Source organism: Stenotrophomonas sp. TD3 (assembly GCF_001939825.1).
Classification (GTDB): Bacteria; Pseudomonadota; Gammaproteobacteria; order Xanthomonadales; family Xanthomonadaceae; genus Stenotrophomonas.
Genome location: NZ_MOYM01000003.1, coordinates 1 through 19,809, shown reverse-complemented (window position 1 = coordinate 19,809; position 19,809 = coordinate 1). Strand labels below are relative to the sequence as shown.

General features: G+C 66.5%; 18 protein-coding genes and 1 pseudogene. 11 read left to right on the top strand and 8 right to left on the bottom strand.

Translation table 11 applies throughout. From position 1 onward, the window contains the following. The first annotated feature begins 8 nt into the window (after window positions 1-8). From BKE09_RS23655 to BKE09_RS19420, 3 genes are all read left to right on the top strand, one after another. Window positions 9-1,100, top strand: a complete 1,092-nt coding sequence (locus BKE09_RS23655) for a homocysteine S-methyltransferase family protein (RefSeq protein ID WP_075677400.1) — start codon at window positions 9-11, stop codon at window positions 1,098-1,100. 57 nt (window positions 1,101-1,157) lie between these two features. Further along, window positions 1,158-3,842 (top strand): methionine synthase, encoded by a 2,685-nt coding sequence (gene metH, locus BKE09_RS19425; protein ID WP_075677398.1) that lies wholly within the window; start codon window positions 1,158-1,160, stop codon window positions 3,840-3,842. 85 nt (window positions 3,843-3,927) lie between these two features. Continuing rightward, window positions 3,928-5,112: an MFS transporter gene (locus BKE09_RS19420; protein WP_075677396.1), complete on the top strand. Its 1,185-nt coding sequence runs from the start codon at window positions 3,928-3,930 to the stop codon at window positions 5,110-5,112. A gap of 12 nt (window positions 5,113-5,124) precedes the next feature. Here the strand turns inward: BKE09_RS19420 and BKE09_RS19415 are convergent. From BKE09_RS19415 to BKE09_RS23415, 7 genes and pseudogenes are all read right to left on the bottom strand, one after another. After that, window positions 5,125-7,197 (bottom strand): annotated as a pseudogene (locus BKE09_RS19415) (acyltransferase family protein). Window positions 7,198-7,245: 48 nt separating this feature from the next. Continuing rightward, window positions 7,246-7,926 (bottom strand): DUF2058 family protein, encoded by a 681-nt coding sequence (locus BKE09_RS19410; RefSeq protein WP_075677394.1) that lies wholly within the window; start codon window positions 7,924-7,926, stop codon window positions 7,246-7,248. A 10-nt stretch (window positions 7,927-7,936) separates the two neighbouring features. Continuing rightward, complete coding sequence (locus tag BKE09_RS19405; RefSeq protein WP_005410256.1) at window positions 7,937-8,179, bottom strand: SlyX family protein; 243 nt, start codon at window positions 8,177-8,179, stop codon at window positions 7,937-7,939. Next, on the bottom strand, window positions 8,172-9,521 hold the full coding sequence (locus BKE09_RS19400) for a UDP-glucose/GDP-mannose dehydrogenase family protein (protein WP_075677392.1): 1,350 nt from the start codon (window positions 9,519-9,521) through the stop codon (window positions 8,172-8,174). The genes BKE09_RS19405 and BKE09_RS19400 overlap by 8 nt, the downstream gene beginning before the upstream one ends. A gap of 23 nt (window positions 9,522-9,544) precedes the next feature. Next, on the bottom strand, window positions 9,545-10,522 hold the full coding sequence (locus tag BKE09_RS19395; RefSeq protein WP_014037761.1) for an FKBP-type peptidyl-prolyl cis-trans isomerase: 978 nt from the start codon (window positions 10,520-10,522) through the stop codon (window positions 9,545-9,547). Window positions 10,523-10,618: 96 nt separating this feature from the next. Further along, complete coding sequence (locus BKE09_RS19390; protein WP_075677390.1) at window positions 10,619-11,206, bottom strand: glutathione peroxidase; 588 nt, start codon at window positions 11,204-11,206, stop codon at window positions 10,619-10,621. A gap of 23 nt (window positions 11,207-11,229) precedes the next feature. Continuing rightward, complete coding sequence (locus BKE09_RS23415; RefSeq protein ID WP_139319687.1) at window positions 11,230-11,478, bottom strand: hypothetical protein; 249 nt, start codon at window positions 11,476-11,478, stop codon at window positions 11,230-11,232. A 94-nt stretch (window positions 11,479-11,572) separates the two neighbouring features. On the opposite strand from BKE09_RS23415, the gene BKE09_RS19385 reads away from it, so the two are divergent. From BKE09_RS19385 to BKE09_RS19355, 7 genes are all read left to right on the top strand, one after another. Then, a complete protein-coding gene (locus tag BKE09_RS19385; RefSeq protein ID WP_014037763.1) occupies window positions 11,573-11,809 on the top strand; it encodes a hypothetical protein in 237 nt (78 codons plus the stop codon). Between the two features lie 2 nt (window positions 11,810-11,811). Continuing rightward, a complete protein-coding gene (locus tag BKE09_RS19380) occupies window positions 11,812-12,171 on the top strand; it encodes a GntR family transcriptional regulator (RefSeq protein ID WP_005410261.1) in 360 nt (119 codons plus the stop codon). Then, a complete protein-coding gene (locus BKE09_RS19375) occupies window positions 12,171-13,046 on the top strand; it encodes an ABC transporter ATP-binding protein (protein WP_014037764.1) in 876 nt (291 codons plus the stop codon). The genes BKE09_RS19380 and BKE09_RS19375 overlap by 1 nt, the downstream gene beginning before the upstream one ends. After that, complete coding sequence (locus BKE09_RS19370) at window positions 13,043-14,071, top strand: ABC-2 transporter permease (protein WP_014037765.1); 1,029 nt, start codon at window positions 13,043-13,045, stop codon at window positions 14,069-14,071. Before BKE09_RS19375 ends, BKE09_RS19370 begins: the two co-directional genes overlap by 4 nt. A gap of 25 nt (window positions 14,072-14,096) precedes the next feature. Continuing rightward, entirely contained in the window at window positions 14,097-14,984 is an 888-nt protein-coding gene (locus BKE09_RS19365; RefSeq protein ID WP_075677388.1) for a DUF2807 domain-containing protein, read from the top strand. A 30-nt stretch (window positions 14,985-15,014) separates the two neighbouring features. Continuing rightward, window positions 15,015-15,620 carry a hypothetical protein gene (locus tag BKE09_RS19360; RefSeq protein ID WP_014037767.1) on the top strand — a complete coding sequence of 202 codons (606 nt, stop codon included), beginning with the start codon at window positions 15,015-15,017 and terminating at the stop codon, window positions 15,618-15,620. Between the two features lie 106 nt (window positions 15,621-15,726). Beyond that, window positions 15,727-16,152, top strand: coding sequence for a hypothetical protein (locus BKE09_RS19355; RefSeq protein ID WP_042358832.1), 426 nt, complete (start codon window positions 15,727-15,729; stop codon window positions 16,150-16,152). Window positions 16,153-16,222: 70 nt separating this feature from the next. On the opposite strand, the gene BKE09_RS19350 is transcribed toward BKE09_RS19355, so the two are convergent. Beyond that, complete coding sequence (locus tag BKE09_RS19350) at window positions 16,223-17,662, bottom strand: class II fumarate hydratase (protein ID WP_075677386.1); 1,440 nt, start codon at window positions 17,660-17,662, stop codon at window positions 16,223-16,225. A gap of 294 nt (window positions 17,663-17,956) precedes the next feature. On the opposite strand from BKE09_RS19350, the gene purB reads away from it, so the two are divergent. Further along, window positions 17,957-19,324 carry an adenylosuccinate lyase gene (gene purB, locus BKE09_RS19345; RefSeq protein ID WP_075677384.1) on the top strand — a complete coding sequence of 456 codons (1,368 nt, stop codon included), beginning with the start codon at window positions 17,957-17,959 and terminating at the stop codon, window positions 19,322-19,324. Window positions 19,325-19,809: the final 485 nt, after the last annotated feature.

Here is a 19,809-nt window from a genome sequence, read left to right as displayed (position 1 = left end):
AGACCGCCATGCCCGCCCTGCCCTGGTTGCATCCTGATCGTGCCAATGCCCTGCTCGACGCCCTGCGCGAGCGGATCCTGATCATCGACGGTGCGATGGGCACCATGATCCAGCGCCATGGCCTACAGGAAGACGACTACCGCGGCGAGCGTTTCGCCGGTGGTTATGACCATGCGCACGGCCCCGGCTGCGACCACGGCGCGCCAGAAGGCCATGACCTGAAGGGCAACAACGATCTGCTGCTGTTGACCCGGCCACAGGTCATCGCCGACATCCATACCGCTTACCTGGACGCCGGCGCGGACCTGGTCGAGACCAACACCTTCAACGCCACCTCGGTCAGCCAGGCCGACTACCACCTCGAACACCTGGTGTACGAGCTGAACAAGGCCGGGGCCGCGGTCGCACGCGCCTGCTGCGATGCCGTGGCCGCGACCACGCCGGCCAAACCGCGCTTCGTGATCGGGGTGATCGGCCCTACCAGCCGCACCGCCTCGATCAGCCCCGACGTCAATGATCCCGGCTTCCGCAACACCAGCTTCGACGAGCTTCGCGACACCTATCGCGAAGCCATCGAGGGCCTGATCGACGGCGGCGCCGACACCCTCATGGTCGAGACCATCTTCGATACCCTCAACGCGAAAGCCGCGCTGTATGCACTGGAGGAGGCCTTCGACGCGCGTGGCGCACGCCTGCCGGTGATGATCTCCGGCACCATCACCGATGCCTCCGGGCGCACGCTGTCCGGACAGACCGCCGAGGCCTTCCATGCGTCACTGGCGCATGCGCGCCCGCTGTCGATCGGCTTGAACTGCGCGTTGGGCGCCGATGCGATGCGCCCGCACGTGGAAACCCTCTCGCAGGTCGCCGACTGCTACGTCAGCGCACATCCCAACGCAGGCCTGCCCAATGCCTTCGGCGAGTACGACGAGACGCCCGAGGACATGGCCGGCACCCTGCGTGGTTTCGCCGAGGATGGCCTGTTGAACCTGGTCGGCGGCTGCTGCGGTTCCACCCCCGACCACATCCGTGCGATCGCCCAGGCCGTGGCCGGGCTGCCGCCGCGCGCCCTGCCCGGTGTCCAGGAGCAGGCCGCATGAATGTCGCCGCCACCGTTCCACACTTCCCGCCCTATCGCTGTTGAGCCGACGCCTGCCATGACGCCTGTCCGCCCTACCCGCCTGTCCGGCCTGGAACCCCTGGTCATCACTCCGGACCTGCTGTTCATCAACGTCGGCGAACGCACCAACGTCACCGGCAGTGCGCAGTTCCGCAAGCTCATCAAGGAAGGCCGCTACGAAGAAGCGGTGGACGTGGCCCGCCAGCAGGTCGCCAGCGGCGCGCAGATCCTCGACGTCAACATGGACGAGGGCCTGATCGATTCGGAAGCGGCGATGACCCGCTACCTCAACCTGATCATGTCCGAGCCGGATATCGCCCGCATCCCGGTCATGGTCGACTCCTCCAAGTGGAGCGTGATCGAAGCCGGCCTGAAGTGCCTGCAGGGCAAGAGCGTGGTCAATTCGATCTCGCTGAAGGAAGGCGAGGCGTTGTTCCGCGAGCACGCGCGCAAGGTGCTGCGCTACGGTGCCGCCGCGGTGGTGATGGCCTTCGACGAAAGCGGCCAGGCCGACACCTGTGCGCGCAAGGTCGAGATCTGCACCCGCGCCTACCGCATCCTGGTCGACGAGATCGGCTTCCCGCCCCAGGACATCATCTTCGATCCGAACATCTTCGCCGTCGCCACCGGCATCGAAGAGCACGACAACTATGCGGTGGACTTCATCGAAGCCACCCGCATCATCAAGCAGACGCTGCCGCACTGCCACGTCTCCGGCGGCGTCTCCAACGTCTCGTTCTCGTTCCGCGGCAACGAAACGGTACGCCAGGCCATCCACTCGGTGTTCCTGTACCACGCCATTGCCGCCGGCATGGACATGGGCATCGTCAACGCCGGCGCCATGCCGATCTACGACGAACTGGAGCCGGAGCTGCGCGAGCGCGTCGAGGACGTGATCCTCAACCGCCGCAGCGATGCCACCGAGCGCCTGCTGGAGATCGCCGAGCGCTACAAGGGCAGGAAGGGCGCGGCGAAGACCGAAGACCTCGCCTGGCGCGAAAAACCGGTTGCACAGCGCCTGGCACATGCGCTGGTGCACGGCCTGGATGCCTATGTCGAAGAAGACACCGAGCTGGCCCGGCAGGCCTCCAGCCGTCCGCTGGACGTGATCGAGGGCCCGTTGATGGACGGCATGAACATCGTGGGCGACCTGTTCGGTGCCGGCAAGATGTTCCTGCCGCAGGTGGTGAAATCCGCACGCGTGATGAAGAAGGCCGTGGCCTACCTGCTGCCGTACATCGAAGCGGAGAAAGCACGCAGCGGTGATACCGCCAAGAGCAATGGCAAGATCATCATGGCCACGGTGAAGGGCGATGTGCATGACATCGGCAAGAACATCGTCGGCGTGGTCCTGGCCTGCAACAACTTCGAGGTGGTCGACCTGGGAGTGATGGTGCCGGCACAGAAGATCCTCGATGCCGCCCGCGAGCACAACGCCGACCTGATCGGCCTGTCCGGACTGATCACCCCGTCGCTGGAGGAGATGAGCCACGTCGCCCGCGAGATGGAGCGCCAGGGCTTCGACCTGCCGCTGCTGATCGGGGGTGCCACCACCTCGCGCGCGCATACCGCGCTGAAGATCGACCCGCATTACAAGGCGCCCACGGTGTGGGTGAAGGATGCCTCGCGCGCGGTCGGCGTCGCCCAGTCGCTGATCTCGCGTGACCTGCGCGAGGCCTTCGTCGCCGCCAACGAAGCCGACTATGCCGAAATCCGCGCACGCCACCGCAATCGCGGCGACGCCAAGCGCCTGGTGACGCTGGAACATGCGCGCGGGCAGAAATTCCAGGGCGACTGGGACAGCTACACGCCACCGGCACCGGACCAGCCCGGCCTGCACGTATTCGGCGACTACCCGCTGGCCGAACTGGTCGACTATATCGACTGGACGCCGTTCTTCCAGGCCTGGGAGCTGGCCGGCAAGTTCCCGGCCATCCTCACCGACGAGATCGTCGGCACCCAGGCCAGCGAACTGTACAAGGACGCCCGCACGATGCTCGAGCGCATCGTCGATAAGAAATGGCTGACCGCCAAGGCCGTGTTCGGCCTGTGGCCGGCCAACAGCATCGGCGACGACGTGCGCGTGCAGCACCCGCAGGGCGAAACCACCCTGCACTTCCTGCGCCAGCAGGTGGACAAGCCGGCCGAGCGCCCGGACTTCTGCCTGGCCGATTTCATCGCGCCCGCCGACAGTGGCAAGCAGGACTGGATCGGCGCGTTCGCCGTCACTGCCGGCATCGGCATCGACGCGCACGTGGCGCGCTTCGAAGCCGACCACGACGACTACAACGCGATCCTGCTGAAGGCACTGGCCGACCGCTTCGCCGAAGCGCTGGCCGAACGCCTGCACCAGCGCGTGCGTACCGAGTTCTGGGGCCATGAGCGCGCCGAGACGCTGGACAACGAAGCCCTGATCGACGAGCAGTACCGCGGCATCCGCCCGGCACCGGGCTATCCCGCCTGCCCGGAGCACAGCGAAAAACGCCGCCTGTTCGACCTCCTGCAGGCCGAAGCGAACGCCGGCATGGAACTGACCGAGAGCTTCGCGATGCTGCCTACGGCCGCTGTCTCGGGCTACTACTTCAGCCATCCGCAGAGCCAGTACTTCGTGGTCGGCCGCCTCAGCCGCGAACAGGTCAGCGACTACGCCCGCCGCAAGGGCGTGGACCGTGCCCAGGCCGAACGCTGGCTGGCCTCCAACCTCGACTACGACCCCGAATGACACAAAAAAGGGACGGAGGGGATCAAGTCGTTTGTGCATAAGCGACTTGATCCCCTCCGTCCCCTTTTTGCCTCATCATTCCGCGATGACCGTTCCCGTTGCCCGCCTTTCCAGCTTCTACCTGTTCTATTACGCGGCGCTCGGTGCGTTCACCCCGTACTGGAGCCTGTTCCTGACCGCACGCGGCATGAGCGTGACCGCCATCAGCGTGATGATGGGCCTGTGGTACGCCACCCGGGTGATCGCCCCCAGCACCTGGACTTCGCTGGCGGCCGCATCACCGCGACCAATCCGCCTGCTGCGCGCGGGCTGCGTGCTGACCCTGCTCAGCTTCGCGGTATTCCTGCTGCCGCTGCCGCAGCCGTGGATGTACCCGGCGATGGTGGTGTTCTGCTTCTTCTACAACGCGGTGATGCCGCAGTTCGAGTCGATCACCCTCACCCACCTCGGCAATGACAGCCATCGCTACGGGTTGATCCGGGTCTGGGGCTCGCTCGGCTTCATCGCCGTCGTGACCCTGTTCGGCTGGCTGATCGAAGGTGACGGCACGGCCAGCCGCGCCGGGCTGCTGCCGTGGATGATGCTGCCCCTGTTCGCGCTGCTGGTCGCATCGGCCTTCAGCAACCACTACGCGCGCGGTATCGGCAAGACCGACGGCGACGCCAGCGGCTTCTGGCAGATCGTGCGCCGACCGCCGGTGCTGGCGTTCTTCCTGGCCGCCTTCATGGAGCAGCTGTCTTTCGGCCCGTACTACACGTTCTTCTCGGTCTACATGGACCATCACGGCTACCGCACCTCCACCCTGGGCCTGTTGTGGACCATCGGCGTGGTCTTTGAAGTGGGCGTGTTCTTCACCATCGGCCGCTTCTTCCGCCGCTATGACGCCAGCTGGATGCTGCTGATCGCGCTGGTCAGTTCTTGCCTGCGCTGGGCCGTGACCGCACTGTTCCCGGAAAACCTGCCGGTGATGCTGCTGGCGCAGACCGCGCACGCGCTGGGCTTTGCGGCGTTCTTCGCTGCAGCGATGCAGATGCTGGCGACCTACTTCCCCGGTCGTCTCAATGGGCATGGCCAGGGGCTGCTGTACGGATTCTCGTCCGGTGTCGGCGGTGTCCTCGGCGCACTCATTGCCGGCCAACTGTGGAAGATCGACGACGGTCGCACCGCGTTCCTGGCCGGCAGCGGCTTCGCCCTGATTGGCGCCCTGCTCTGTTTCTTCGCGCTGAGCCTGCCGCTGATCCGTGCGCGACGGAACAGCCGCGCGCGCTGATCCCTTCCCGGTTCAGCGCCGCAACAGCACCTGCTGCAGCGAGGGCAGCAGCACCCGATTGCCATGCGCACTGAGATGATCGCCATCGAAGAACAGCGGGCGGCCATCGCGTTGCGCGGGACACAGCGCGTCGTCGCACAGCACCGGCATCGGGTCCCACAGCACGCCGCCTGGCAGGCCATCAACCACCTGCTGCAGGCTGCCCAGCATCGGTGCCCGCAGCGTTTCCATCGCCTCCCGCGTGCTGTCCAGGCCGTTGCGGCAGACCTCGTTGCGGGCGTTGAAGCGGTCCGAGCAGCGATAGGGAGGCGCCGGCAACACCGGCTTGGGAGCCTCCAGCACGATGCGCACTCCGCGCTCGGCCAGTGGCCTCCACTGCGTGATGGCCTCGGCCACTTCGGCCTGGCGCCCTGCCGCCGCTTCCGCAGTCCGCTCACCCGCCAGCTGCGCCTGCGCATCGAACAGCACGAACTGATCGGACAGGCGCGGTACGCGCAACGACACCAGCACCACGGCATCCCCCTGCTGCGCACGCCGCGCGATGTCGGCGAACACCGCGGCATCGAAATCAGCGCAACCGGCACCGGCGCCGCGCCACTTCTGCAGGCTCACCTGCGGGCATCCGCCGCGGCCATAGAGGGAGACCTCCGAGCCGGCTTCCAGCGCCAGCCGCTGCAGCAGCTCGATGTAGGCCATCGCATGCGAATCACCGGCAACGAACACCCGCTTCGGCGCACCGACCGGCAGCGGGCGGTCGCAGTTTCCGCGGGCAAAGGTGCGCGCACTGCCGCCTTCGAAACGATGCTTGGCAGCCACCAGTGCGCAATCGGGATAGTCACCGGCCACGCTCTTGCCATTGGGGTACCAATCGGCCGGATGCCGGCTGACCGTACTCAGCGACAGCCGCGGCGCCTGCAGGTAGAGCACGGTCTGGATGCCAGCGGCGCACAGCAGTACGCCCGCGCCGGCCAGTACCCAACGCCCGGGACGCAGGCGCTGCGCCAACGTGCCGCGGAACGGCTGTTCCACCCAGCGCCACGACAGCCATGACAGCAGCAGCACCAACGCCATCGCAGCGGTCATCTGCAAGGGAGTCTGCAGGCCCACGGTCCACCGCATCAGCACGAACACCGGCCAGTGCCACAGGTACAGCGAGTACGACAGCAGGCCGATGCGGCGCATCGGAGTGCTGGCCAACAGGCGCGCCACCCATGCCTGCGGATGATGATGCAGCGCCCACAGCAGGCCCGCGGTGGCGAAGGCCGGCAGCAGGCCATCAGGCCACGGCGAACGCCCTGTACGCGCGGACCACAGCGCCCACCCCAGCAGGCCCAGCGCCACCATGGCCAGCAGGGAGAACACTGGCGCAGCGCGCTTCAGTACCTGGCCGGTTGCCGGGTGCAGCGATTCGCGCACATGCAGCAGCTGGAACAGCAGCACGCCCACTCCCAATTGCTAGAGACGGGTGCTGGTGGCATAGAACGCCCACGATGGCGGCGCCTCGCGCAGGCCCAGCACCGCGGCGTGCAGCAGCGACGCGATGCTGACCAGTGCGAACAGTGCCAGGCTGATCCAGCGCCCGCGTGCACCACGCGCCCAGGCCAGGAACAGCAGCGGGAACAGCAGGTAGAACTGCTCTTCCACGCCCAGCGACCAGGTATGGGTGTAGGGATTGAACTCGGCCTTGGGTGCGAAGTAATCGTTGCCGATCGCCGCCAGCACCCAGTTGCTGAAGCCGAAGAACGCCATCAGCCCGGTCTTGTCACTGGCTTCGCTGAGCCAGGACTCGGGAATGAACAGCACGCTCGCCACGGCAGTCAGCAACAGGCAGGCCAGCAGTGCCGGCGCGATGCGACGGATGCGGCGCGCATAGAAGCGCAGCATCGACTGCCCCAGCGACAGCGGCGGCAACCGGTGTACCGACGCACTGACCACGAAACCGGAGATGACGAAGAACACATCCACGCCGGTGAATCCGCCTGGCAACCAGGCCGGGTCCAGGTGGAACACGATGACGGCCAGCACGGCGATCGCGCGCAGGCCGTCAATGTGCGGCACGTAGCCGCGGCTTGGATCAGCGGTCATCCCTTCCCCCACGGCCGCGACGGCAGCGCGCCCGCGGCGGTCACGCATTTACCAGACCAGGTCGTCCGGCACCTGGTATTGCGGGTCCGCGTACGGATCTTCCTCGGCCGGCGCATTCGGATCGACCTTCAGCGCCACCGATGCGGCGAACACCGCCTCGGACTGCGCCAGCACCTCGGCGGTCACCAGCAGGTAGCGGCCATTGAGCTGGACCACACCCAGCTCACCGGCGTTGAGCGCGGTCAGCTGTTCGGCGGTCACATAGATGCGCTTGATCTTGCCGCCGTACGGGAAGTGGCGGGCAATGTCCGCCGATTCGGCATTCAGGCCCTTGTCCTTCAGCAGTTCTTCCAGCTTGGCCTTGGCCTCGCGGCGCACACGCGCTTCTTCCTGCTTCAGGCGCTCGGTCTCGATGCGCTCTTCCTTTTCCTTCTGCGCGCGGATGGCGTAGGCTTTGGCCAGGTCCATCTCTTCGGCGCTGCGCGGCTTGCGCGGGCCCTGCTGGCCCGGGCCACGCGACTGGCCGGGCTTGCCCGGGCCGCCATGGCCATGCCCACGACGCTCGCCGGGCTTGTGCTCGCCCTTGCCAGCGCCCTGCGGCTTTCCATTGCCGTTGCCACCCTTGCCCTGGGGGCGGCCATCACGGCGGGGGCCATCATTCTTGCGCTCGGGCTTGGGCGCAGGCTTGAAGCCCAGGCCCATCAGCTGGTCGCGGAGGGTATCGCTCATAGGATTCGGATCAGTAGTGCGGCGGCGGCGGTTCGCTCGCCGGATCGGAAGAATTCAGCGCGTTGCGGACCTTGCCCAGGTCTTCCAGCAGCACGCGCAGCACGTCGGCGTTGCGCATGCCCTGCATGCGGGCATCGGCCAGCGCATCGCTCAGTTCGGCCAGCGCCTGTTCCTGGAAGGACACGCGCATTTCCAGTTCGACCAGGCGCGCTTCCAGCGCCTGCTCGCGTTCGGTAGGCAGCAGATCAGACATGCAGCGAGCGCCCCCGGCCAATGCCGTAATACGCCAGGCCCGCCGCTTCCACATCCGCCGGTTCGTACAGGTTGCGGCCATCGAACACCGCCGCGTCCTTCAGCTGCTCACGCAACTTCTGGAAATCGGGGCTGCGGAACTGCTTCCACTCGGTCACCACGACCAGTGCGTCGGCACCCTGCAGCGCTTCATCAGCGCTGTTGCAGAACACCAGGTCGTCGCGCTCGCCGAAGATGCGCTGCGACTCGTGCATCGCTTCCGGATCGTACGCACGCACCGTCGCACCGCCTTCCCACAGCTGCGCCAGCAGGCGACGGCTGGAGGCTTCGCGCATGTCGTCGGTGTTCGGCTTGAACGCCAGGCCCCACACGGCAAACGTCTTGCCACGCACGCCTTCGTCCTCGCCCTTGTCGTAATGGCGCTGGATCAGGGCGAACAGATGGCCCTTCTGCGCATCGTTGACCGCTTCCACCGCGTTCAGCAGTTTCGGCTCCAGGCCGGCCTGCTGCGCGGTGCGGGCCAGCGCCTGCACATCCTTGGGGAAGCACGAGCCGCCGTAGCCAGCGCCCGGATAGATGAAATGCCAGCCGATGCGCGGATCCGAGCCGATGCCCTGGCGGACCTGCTCGACATCGGCGCCAACACGTTCGGCGATGTTGGCGATTTCATTCATGAACGAAATCTTGGTCGCCAGCATCGCGTTGGCGGCGTACTTGGTCAGCTCGGCCGAACGCACGTCCATTTCCACCACGCGGTCGTGGTTGCGGTTGAACGGTGCATACAGGCGCCGCATCACCGCCACCGACTCGGCGCTGGTCGCACCGATGATGATGCGATCCGGGCGCATGCAGTCGGCAACGGCGTCGCCTTCCTTCAGGAATTCCGGGTTGGACACCACGTCGAAGGCGATGTCGGCGCCACGTGCCGCCAGCTCCGCGGCAATGGCGGCACGTACCTTGTCGGCGGTGCCCACCGGCACCGTCGACTTGTTGACCACCACGGTCGGCACGCTCATGTGCCGGCCGATGGTGCGGGCCACGGCCAGCACGTACTGCAGATCGGCGCTGCCATCCTCGTCCGGCGGCGTGCCGACGGCGATGAACACGACCTGGCCGTGGCCGATCGCGGCCGCGGCATCGGTGGTGAACGCCAGCCGCGACGCGGCGTGGTTGGCCTTCACCATCGGTTCCAGGCCCGGCTCATAGATCGGGATGATGCCCTGGTTGAGGCCATCGACCTTGGCCTGGTCGATATCGACGCAGACCACCTGGTGGCCGACGTCGGCCAGGCAGGTACCGGTCACCAGCCCTACATAACCGGTACCGAAAATCGCAACGCGCATGTCCGTGCAGGCTCCGTGGTCGCTTACGGCAGGACGCCCAGCAGCTCGACGTCGAACGTCAGAGTCGCGTTCGGACCGATCGGGCCACCCGGGGTACCGTTCTCACCGTAGGCGAGCTCGCCCGGGATCCAGAAGCGGTACTTCGAACCGACCGGCATCAGCGCGACGCCTTCGGTCCAGCCCTTGATCACCTGGTCCAGGCCGAACTCGGCCGGCTGGCGACCGTAGGAGCTGTCGAACACGGTGCCATTGAGCAGCTTGCCTTCGTAGTTCACGCGCACCTTGCTGCTCGGCAGCGGACGCTCGCCGCTACCCGGGCGGATGATCTGGTACTGCAGGCCCGACGGGGTGGTCACCACGCCCGGCTGGGTCTTGTTCTTGGCCAGGAACGCATTGCCTTCCTCGCGGTTGGTCTGCGCGGCGGCAGCGGCCTTGGCCTGCATTTCGGCCTGCTTGCTGCCCATGAAGGCCTGGATGGTGGCGGTCGCGTCAGCTTCCGTCATCTTCGGCTGACCCTTGCTCAGGCCGGTGCTGATCGCGTCAAACAGCGAGGCGACGTCGATGTCGTCCTTCAGCTGTGCCAGCGACGGGCCGACCGAGTAGGAACCGATCATCTGCGACACTTTGACGCGATCGACCTTCGGCGGCTGCGAACCCGGCGCCATGCCCGGCACCTGCTGGCCACTGCGGGCCATCACGACCTGGCGCAGCGCGGCATCGGTGGCCTTGGCCTGTTCCTGGGTGATCTGCGGCTGCAGGCCTTCGAACGAACGCTCCACGGCGGTGCGCAGCGCGGCCACATCGATCTCATCGGCGATCGGGGTGAACGACTTGGCGACATCCAGGCCGATGGCGTAGCCGAGCTTCTGCTTGGGGGAATTCAAGGTTGCGGTCTCCTTGGCGGCCGCGGGGGCAGCCGGTTGTTGCGACAGAGCGACACCCGAAGTGCCCATCGCCAGAATCAGAACCGACGCCGCGGCGCCGCGCATTCCCATCTTCATTCGCTGCATTCCTGGAAGTGTCTGGGCGCCGACGTCGGCGCGAAAAGAAACATTGTCGCACGCATGCCCGAGATGTCGAGGCATCCGTGCCGGATATCAATGCGTAGCGGCGGCGGCCAGCGCCTTGTCGATCGCCGCGGTCAGCTGTGGATCGTCCGGCGTCACCTTGCTGGCGAACTGGGCGATGACCTTGCCATCGCGGCCGACCAGATACTTGTGGAAGTTCCAGCCCGGCGCCACGCCGGTGGCTGCGGTCAGCCGCTGGTACAGCGGCGTGGCCTCCGCACCGACGACGTGCACCTTCTCGAACATCGGGAACTTGACGCCATAGGTAAGCGTGCAGAAATCCTGGATCTGCTTCTCGTCACCGGGCTCCTGGCCCTTGAAATCGTTGGACGGGAAACCGAGCACGGCAAAACCACGGCCGGCATAGCGCTTCTGCAGCGCTTCCAGGCCTTCGTACTGAGGGGTATAGCCGCACTTGCTTGCGGTATTGACCACCAGCAGTACCTGCCCGTGGTAGCGCTGCTGCAGGTTGACCTGCTGCTTGCCGGCCAGCGGGCGGTACTCCAGGTCCAGCAGATCGGCCGCCAGCACATGGGCGGAACCGGCCAGGCCGGCCACCAGCAGGGTCAGCAGGGACAGGCCGCGCAGGCGGCGCGGGATAACGGTCGGCAGGGGCATCGAGAGCAGTCCGCAGTAGCCATTCACAGGGCCGGCCGGTAGCGGCCGGGAATCGGCTGAACTATAGCACCGGGCTTCGTTCCCCCTTGTTGCGGCGGGCGCCGGCGGCTTTGCGTGGCGTGGCCTTTCCCGGCAGGACCCACCAGCAACGGCGCAGGGATGACATAGCATGGACAACGCTGAATGGAAGGCAGGGCTTGATCGGCCCGCACGACAATTTTATTTCCCTTTTCAATCAAATAGATAACGGGATATTTCAGCGATTTGACCACCCATGCCATCAGTTGGGGACGGCAGGGGGTTGCACGTAGGCGTGCCGGTGTTATAGTTGCATACAACACCAGTCACCTGAGACAGGGGGAAGCCATGAACGCCCGGATCCGTCGCAACCTCACCGCACCCGCGGCCGCTGCTGTTTCGACCCTGATCGTGCTGGCCTGGCTGGCCATGCCAACCGCCCCCGCCTCCGCCGACAGTGCGCAGGACGCATCCGTTTCACCGGCCGGTAACGCCGATCCCTCCCCCCCTCCCCCGCGTCGGCTGCACAGCTCCCTGTCCATGCCGTATTTCTCGTTCGCACAGCCGCTGACCCCACGGAGCTGAATATGAGCGACATCCAGTGGAGCGACGGCGCTCCCATCTACCGTCAGTTGAAGGAGCGCGTGATCGCCATGATGCTCGACGGAATCCTCAAGCCAGGCGATGCCCTGCCTTCGGTGCGCCAGGTGGCCGCCGACTACCAGCTCAACCCCATCACCGTTTCGCGCGCTTACCAGGAACTGGCCGATGAAGGCCTGGTCGAGAAGCGCCGCGGCCTGGGCATGTTCATGACCGAGCAGGCGGCCACGCAGCTTCGCAGCAGCGAGCGCGAGCGCTTTCTCAACGAAGAATGGCCGGCGGTGCTGGAGCGCATCCAGCGCCTGGGCCTGAGCCTCGACGAATTGCTGCCCCAGGGGAAAGTCTGATGAATAGCACTGCAAGTGAACCGGTCATCACCGCCCGAGGCCTGCGCAAGGCCTACAAGACCACCGTTGCCCTCGACAATGCCAGCTTCAGCATTCCGAGCGGGCGCATCGTCGGCCTGATCGGGCCCAACGGCGCCGGCAAGACCACCGCGCTGAAAGCCATCCTCGGCCTGACTTCGGTGGAAGGTGAGCTGAGCGTGCTCGGCCGCGACCCGCGGCTGCACCGCGACGAGCTGATGAACGACATCTGCTTCATTGCCGACGTCGCCGTGCTGCCGCGCTGGCTGAAGGTCCGCGAGGCGATCGATTTCGTGGCCGGCGTGCACCCGCGCTTCGACCGTGCCCGCTGCGAGCGCTTCCTGGCCAATACCAAGCTGCAGCCGAAGCAGCGCGTGCGCGAACTGTCCAAGGGCATGATCGTGCAGCTGCACCTGGCATTGGTGATGGCCATCGATGCCCGCATCCTGGTGCTGGACGAGCCCACCTTGGGCCTGGACATCCTGTACCGCAAGGAGTTCTACCAGCGCCTGCTGGAAGACTATTTCGACGAACAGAAGACCATCATCGTCACCACCCACCAGGTGGAGGAGATCGAGCACATCCTCAGCGACGTCATGTTCATCCGTGATGGCCGCATCGTGCTCGATGCAGAAATGGACGATGTCGGCCAGCGCTACACCGAACTGCTGGTCAACGCCGACCAGCTGGAGACCGCGCGGGCGCTGAAGCCGATCGATGAGCGCAGCCTGACGTTCGGCAAGACCGTGATGCTGTTCGATGGCGTGCCGCGCACCCAGCTCTCCACCCTTGGCGAGACCCGCAGCCCGGGCCTGGCCGACCTGTTCGTCGCCATCATGAAGGGGACCTACGCATGAATGCCGTCAACCACCCCGTCAGCCCGATGGGCACCCTGCGCTGGCTGCTCAAGCGCGAGTACTGGGAGAACCGTGGCGGTTTCCTGTATGCGCCGCTGATCGCCGGCCTGATCTCGCTGGTGATGAGCACCGTCGGCATCGCCTTCGGCCTGTTTGCGCTGAACCGTGCAGCGCGCAACGGCGCACTGCATGTTGACGGCGAGAGCGTGAACATCAACGGCCTGGACCTGGCCCTGCTGACCCGCGACATCAGCGCCAAGGACCTGACCGACCTCGGCAACGGCCTCGACCTGACCCTGGTGCTGAGCTCGGCCTGGCCGTTCCTGGTGTTGGCCTTCGTGGTGTTCTTCTACTGCCTGGGCGCCCTGTACGACGACCGTCGCGACCGCAGCATCCTGTTCTGGAAGTCGCTGCCGCTGTCGGACACCCAGACCGTGCTGTCCAAGGTGATCAGCGCACTGGTCGTGGCCCCGCTGATCGCGGTGATCGCCGGCATCATCACCATGTTCGGCTTCATGCTGGTGATCAGCATCGTCGCGCTGATGCACGGTGGCAGCCCGATGACCCTGATCTGGGGCCCGGCCAGCCCGCTGACCCTGGCCGCGGGTCACCTGGCCTGGATCCCGGTCTACGCCCTGTGGGCCCTGCCCACCGCCGGCTGGCTGCTGCTGTGCTCGGCCTGGGCCCGTACCAAGCCGTTCCTGTGGGCAGTGATGCTGCCGCTGTTCGCCGGCGTCATTGTCAGCACCACCAAGGTGATGCCGCTGATCGGCCTGACCACCGGCTGGTTCTGGCAGAACATCGTCGGCCGCCTGCTGCTGGGCGGCGTGCCGGGCACTGACCTGGTGTATCGCCTCAGCGCCGAGGAAGGCACGCGTCGCGATCTCGAATCGGTGGTCAGCCTGATGTCGCCGGCCTCGCAGCTGAAGTCACTGGCGATGCCGGAACTGTGGATCGGTGCCGCCGTCGGTGTCGTGTTCATCGTCCTCGCCATCCGCCTGCGCAAGCGCGCCGGCGAGATCTGATTCCATCCACCCGGAGACACCACCCATGCGTTCCCTGCTCGCCTGTTCTGCGTTGTTGCTGTTGCCGCTGTCGGCGCTGGCCGCCGATGCTCCGAACTGCAAGTTCACCGCCGCCCGCACGATGAAGCTGGACGTGGCCGGTGCCAAGGCGGTGGTGCTGGAGGTGAACCAGCATGACCTGAAGGTCGTCGCCAGCAAGGGCGGTGGCCAGCTCGATGGCCGCGCCTGTGCCTCCAGCCAGGAATGGCTGGACCAGCTGGTACTGGACCAGCGCAGGGAAGGCGACAAGCTGGTCGTCAGCCTGCGCCGCGATGGCCGCCACAGCGGCATCACCCTGGGCAACAGCTATGCCTGGCTGGACATCCGCGGCAGCGTGCCGGACAACCTGCCACTGCAGCTCAAGGTCGGCTCCGGCGATGCCAGCGTGGACAACGCCCAGTCGCTGAGCGTGGACGTCGGCTCGGGCGACGCGATCGTTCGCGGCACCCGCGGCAGCATCCACGCAGCGGTGGGGTCGGGTGACCTCGACATCGACGGCGGCGGCTCGCTGAACCTGCTGTCGCTCGGCTCCGGCGACGTCAAGGCGCGCAACATCGGCGGCGATGCGGTCACCGGCACTGTCGGTTCGGGTGACCTGAAAATCAGCGATGTCCGCGGCAACGCACGACTGGACACCGTCGGTTCCGGCGACATCGGGTTCAAGCGCGTGCAGGGCAACGTCGACGTCGGCGTGGTCGGCTCCGGTGATGTCGATCTGTCCGACATCGGCGGCAATGTGCATGTGCGCAGCCATGGTTCGGGCGACATCCAGGTCGACGGCGTGCGCGGTAGCCTGACCGTCGACCACAGCGGCAGCGGCGATGTCGGCCACCGCAACGTCAGCGGCACGGTCACCCTGCCCCGCAACAAGTAACCGCCACCGGACCGATTCGAGGGAACTGCCATGAACCTGCTGCGCCTGCTGCCTGCCACCCTGCTGTGCCTGCCGCTGATCGCCTGCGGCGGCACTTCTTCCACGCCCGACAAGACCGTCGGCAAGAGCGTCGCCGAGGCCACCAGCGGCGTCGGCCAGACCGTCAAGGAGGCCATGGTCGATGCCCGCAAGGACATCACCCAGGGCAACATCAATATCTCTGCCGACAAGCAACCGCGTGCGGAGATCACGCCGGATGGCCACCTGCTGATCGACGGCAAGGACGTACCGGCCAACGAGGCCCAGCGCCGGCGGTTGCTGGAGTACCGCGGCCACGTCGTCGCCATTGCGATGGACGGCATGGATGTCGGCCTGGCCGGCGCCAAGCTCGGCGCCAACGCTGCCGGAGAGGCACTGAAGGGCATCTTCAGCGGCGACAGCGAAGGCATCGAAAAGCGGATCAACGCCGAGGCCGAGAAGATCGAGGCCCAGGCCAAGCGCATCTGCAACCGCATGCCGGCAATGCTGGCCAGCCAGCAGGCACTGGCGCGCGAGCTGCCGGCGTTCAAGCCCTACGCAACGATGGACCAGAGCGACGTCGACGACTGCGGCAAGGACACCGTGGTCCAGCGCTAGGCCTGTGACAGATCAGCGCACCCGGCCGGCAGCGGCGCCCTGCTGCCGGCCGCAGTGCGCCGACCGGCTTACAATGGCGGCCCCGGACGCCCCCGAACCGAATGCCATGAAGAAGTTGTTCCTGCTGCTGGCCGCCCTGCTCTGCCTGGGCCTGGTCGGCTGTGACAAGGATTACCGCAACCACCGCGCGGAGCGCGGCAAGCCCAAGATTTCCGTCAGCGAAGGCATGGTCACCGTGCGTCGCCCGCCGGCGCCGAACATCATCATCCTCGGCGATGGCTCGATGAAGGTGGACGAGATCCAGATCCCGCTGGACGAGGCACAGAAGCAGATGCTGCAGACCATGTTCGGCAAGCTGCAGGTGCTGCGCCAGAACACCCTGGTCGCCGCCCCGGCCGATCCCAACATGCAGCCGGTGAAGATCCAGCCGCCGGAGGGCATGGAAGTGATCCCGGCCGACCTGATCCAGCGCATCCCGGAATTCAAGGATTACACCGACACCTTCGGCAACATCGTCGCCGACCGTCGCTGAAGAAAAACGCCGCCCAAGGGCGGCGTTCCTGCGTGTGGTGGGTGCGGACCTTGGTCCGCACGCCGTTCGATCAACCGCCGGCGCCACCGCCCCCCGCCTGGATGCCACCGGCAGTCAGCGCGGCCGGATCCAGCAGGCGGCGCAGTTCGGCTTCGTCCAGGCCGCTGTCCTCCAGCGCGACGTCCAGCACCGGGCGCTGTTCCTTGTAGGCACGCTTGGCGATGGCCGCGGCCTTCTCATAGCCGATGATCGGGTTCAGTGCCGTGACCAGGATCGGGTTGCGCGCCAGCGCTTCGGCCACGCGGTCCTCGCGCACCTTCAGCCCGGCAATCGCGCTGTCGGCCAGCAGACGGGACACATTGGCCAGCAGGCCGATGCCATCGAGCAGGTTCACCGCGATCAGCGGCAGGGTGACATTGAGCTGGAAGTTACCGGTCTGCCCGGCCACGGTGATCGCGGTGTGGTGGCCGATCACCTGCGCGCAGGCCATCACCGTCGCCTCCGGAATCACCGGGTTGACCTTGCCCGGCATGATCGAGCTGCCCGGCTGCAGCGCCGGCAGTTCGATCTCGCCCAGCCCGGCCAGCGGACCAGCATTCATCCAGCGCAGATCATTGGCGATCTTGATCAGCGCCACGGCCAGTGCATTGAGCTGGCCCGACAGTTCCACGGCATCATCCTGCGCGGCCAGCCCTTCGAACTTGTTCTCGGCGCTGTCGAACTTGAAACCGGTCTGCTGCTTCAGCGCCTTGGCCACCTGCGCGCCGAAGCGCGGGTCGGCATTGATGCCGGTACCGATGGCGGTGCCGCCCAGCGGCAGCCGGCGCACGCGCTTGAGGCTGTCTTCGATGCGTTCCTGTGCCGAGGCCAGCTGTGCCGACCACGCGCCGAACTCCTGCTCGAAGGTCAGCGGCATCGCATCCATCAGATGCGTGCGGCCGGTCTTGACCACCTTGCGCAGGCTGCGGCCCTTCTTGTCGAGGGTCTTGCGCAGGTGCACCAGCGCCGGCAGCAGCTGCTCATGCGCCGCCAGTACCGCCGATACGCGCAACGCGGTCGGGATCACGTCATTGGAGCTCTGCCCCTGGTTGACGTGGTCATTGGGGTGCACCGCGGTCTTGCCGGCCTTGCCAGCACGATTGGCCAGGGTGGCGATGACCTCGTTGGCATTCATGTTCGAGGAGGTGCCCGAACCGGTCTGGTAGACGTCGATCGGGAACTGCGCGTCCCAGTTGCCGGCGGCCACTTCAGCGGCAGCGGTCTGGATGGCCTTGGCCACGGTCTTTGGCAGATGGCCCAGCTCGGCGTTGACGCCGGCGGCAGCGCCCTTGACCAGGCCCAGTGCACGGATGAAACCGCGCGGCATGCGCTGGCCCGACACCGGGAAATTCTGCACGGCACGCTGGGTCTGCGCGCCCCACAGGGCGTCGGCAGGCACCTGCAGCTCGCCCATGCTGTCATGTTCGATCCGGAATCCCGGGGTGGCACCCTTGCTTGCAGCTTTGCTCATTGCATCTACTCCGCACTACTTCAGTTGGGGAAAGGGAAGCGGCGGCTGGCAGGGTGTCGCTTCCCGGGCTGGCGGCTGTGCCAACGATACTCCCTTGCCGGTAGCGTGGGATGACGAGGACGGGCCAGATCGTTCCGTCTGCACGGCCGTCCTGCACGCGCAAGGGGTAGTGCCGGCTGCTGGCCGGCACTCCATGGAATCGTGGGCCGGGCGTGGTAGCCGGCCAGCGGCCGGCACTACCTCACCGGCACGTCGTAGAATATCGGCCCCGCCGCTCGTCCCAGCCCTGCCGACATGTCCGATTCCGCCCTGCTCGCCCTGTCCCCGCTCGATGGCCGCTATGCCGGCAAGGTCGACGCCCTGCGCCCGATCTTCTCCGAGTACGGCCTGATCAAGGCCCGCATCACGGTCGAGGTGGAATGGCTGCTGGCCCTGGCCGCCGAGCCGGGCATCGTCGAACTGGCGCCGTTCTCCGACGCCGCCATCGCCCGCCTGCGCGCGCTGGCCGCCCGCTTCAGCCCGGCCCAGGCCGCGCGCGTAAAGGAGATCGAGCGCACCACCAACCATGACGTCAAGGCGGTGGAGTACTTCATCAAAGAACAGCTGAAGGATGACGCCGAGCTGGCCCCGGCGCTGGAATTCGTGCATTTCGCCTGCACCAGCGAAGACATCAACAATCTCAGCTACGGCCTGATGCTGGAACAGGCGCGCCGCGAAGTGCTGCTGCCGACCCTGGACGGCATCGCCAGCGCCCTGCGCAGCCTGGCCCACGCCCAGGCCGGCCAGCCGATGCTGTCGCGTACCCACGGCCAGACCGCCTCGCCGACCACCCTGGGCAAGGAACTGGCCAACGTGGTCGCCCGCCTGGAGCGCCAGCGCAGGCAGATCGCCGCCGTCGAACTGACCGGCAAGATCAACGGCGCAGTCGGCAACTACAACGCCCACATCGCCAGCTACCCGGACGTGGACTGGCCGGCCTTCGCCGAGCGCTTCGTGACCGGCCTGGGCCTGGTGTTCAACCCGTACACCACGCAGATCGAGCCGCACGACAACATCGCTGAGATCGGCGACGCTGCACGCCGCGCCAACATCATCCTGATCGACCTGGCCCGTGACATCTGGGGCTACGTCTCACTGGGCTACTTCAAGCAGCGCCTGAAGGAAGGCGAAGTCGGCTCGTCGACGATGCCGCACAAGGTCAACCCGATCGATTTCGAGAATGCGGAAGGCAACTTCGGCATCGCCAACGCGCTGTTCGAGCACTTCAGCGCGAAGCTGCCGATCAGCCGCTGGCAGCGTGACCTGACCGATTCCACCGTGCTGCGTGCGCTGGGTACCGCGTTCGGCCACAGCCAGGTGGCACTGGATTCGCTGGCCAAGGGGCTGGGCAAGCTGGAAGTGAACCCGCAGCGCCTGGACGCCGATCTGGACGCGGCCTGGGAAGTACTGGCCGAGGCCGTGCAGACGGTGATGCGCCGCCACGGCCTGCCGAACCCGTACGAGCAGCTGAAGGCGCTGACCCGTGGCCAGGGCATCACCGCCGAGTCGATGCGTGCGTTCGTGCAGGGGCTGGAGCTGCCGGCGGATGCGAAGCAGCGCCTGCTGGAGATGACCCCGGGCAGCTACACCGGCCTGGCCGAGGCGCTGGCGAAGAAGATTTAAGGGTTTCCTTTGCGGCGGCGGCCGCGGGCGCTGCCTGCGGCAGGCTCTACTGCAACGGCAACGGCAACGGCAACGGCAACAGCAACGTCAAGAGCGGCTCTGGATTGCTGCTAGCTGGGCGGGTCGGGATGGGCCAGCGGGACACGCCGTAAACCCATCCCTGGGGGCTCGATGGCGCCATCCATGGCGCCAACGGTCCCGCTGGCCCATCCCGACCCACCTCTGACAGATTTCCGGTGACGGATCGAAGAGCGGTGGGTTGTCGGGACGGAATTTGAAAGAGGGACGCGGCTTCGCCGCGTCCCTCTGTTGTTTTTGGCTGATTGTAGAGCCGAGCCCATGCTCGGCTGCTTGTTCCAACAGCAAGCCGAGCATGGGCTCGGCTCTACAGGAGCATAAGCAAGCGCAGCGCGCGACCCGCTTTTGCCTTGCTTTTTTTCTTCCATTCCGTGGCGGGCCGCGCAGGAAACTGTCAGGGGCCGGGC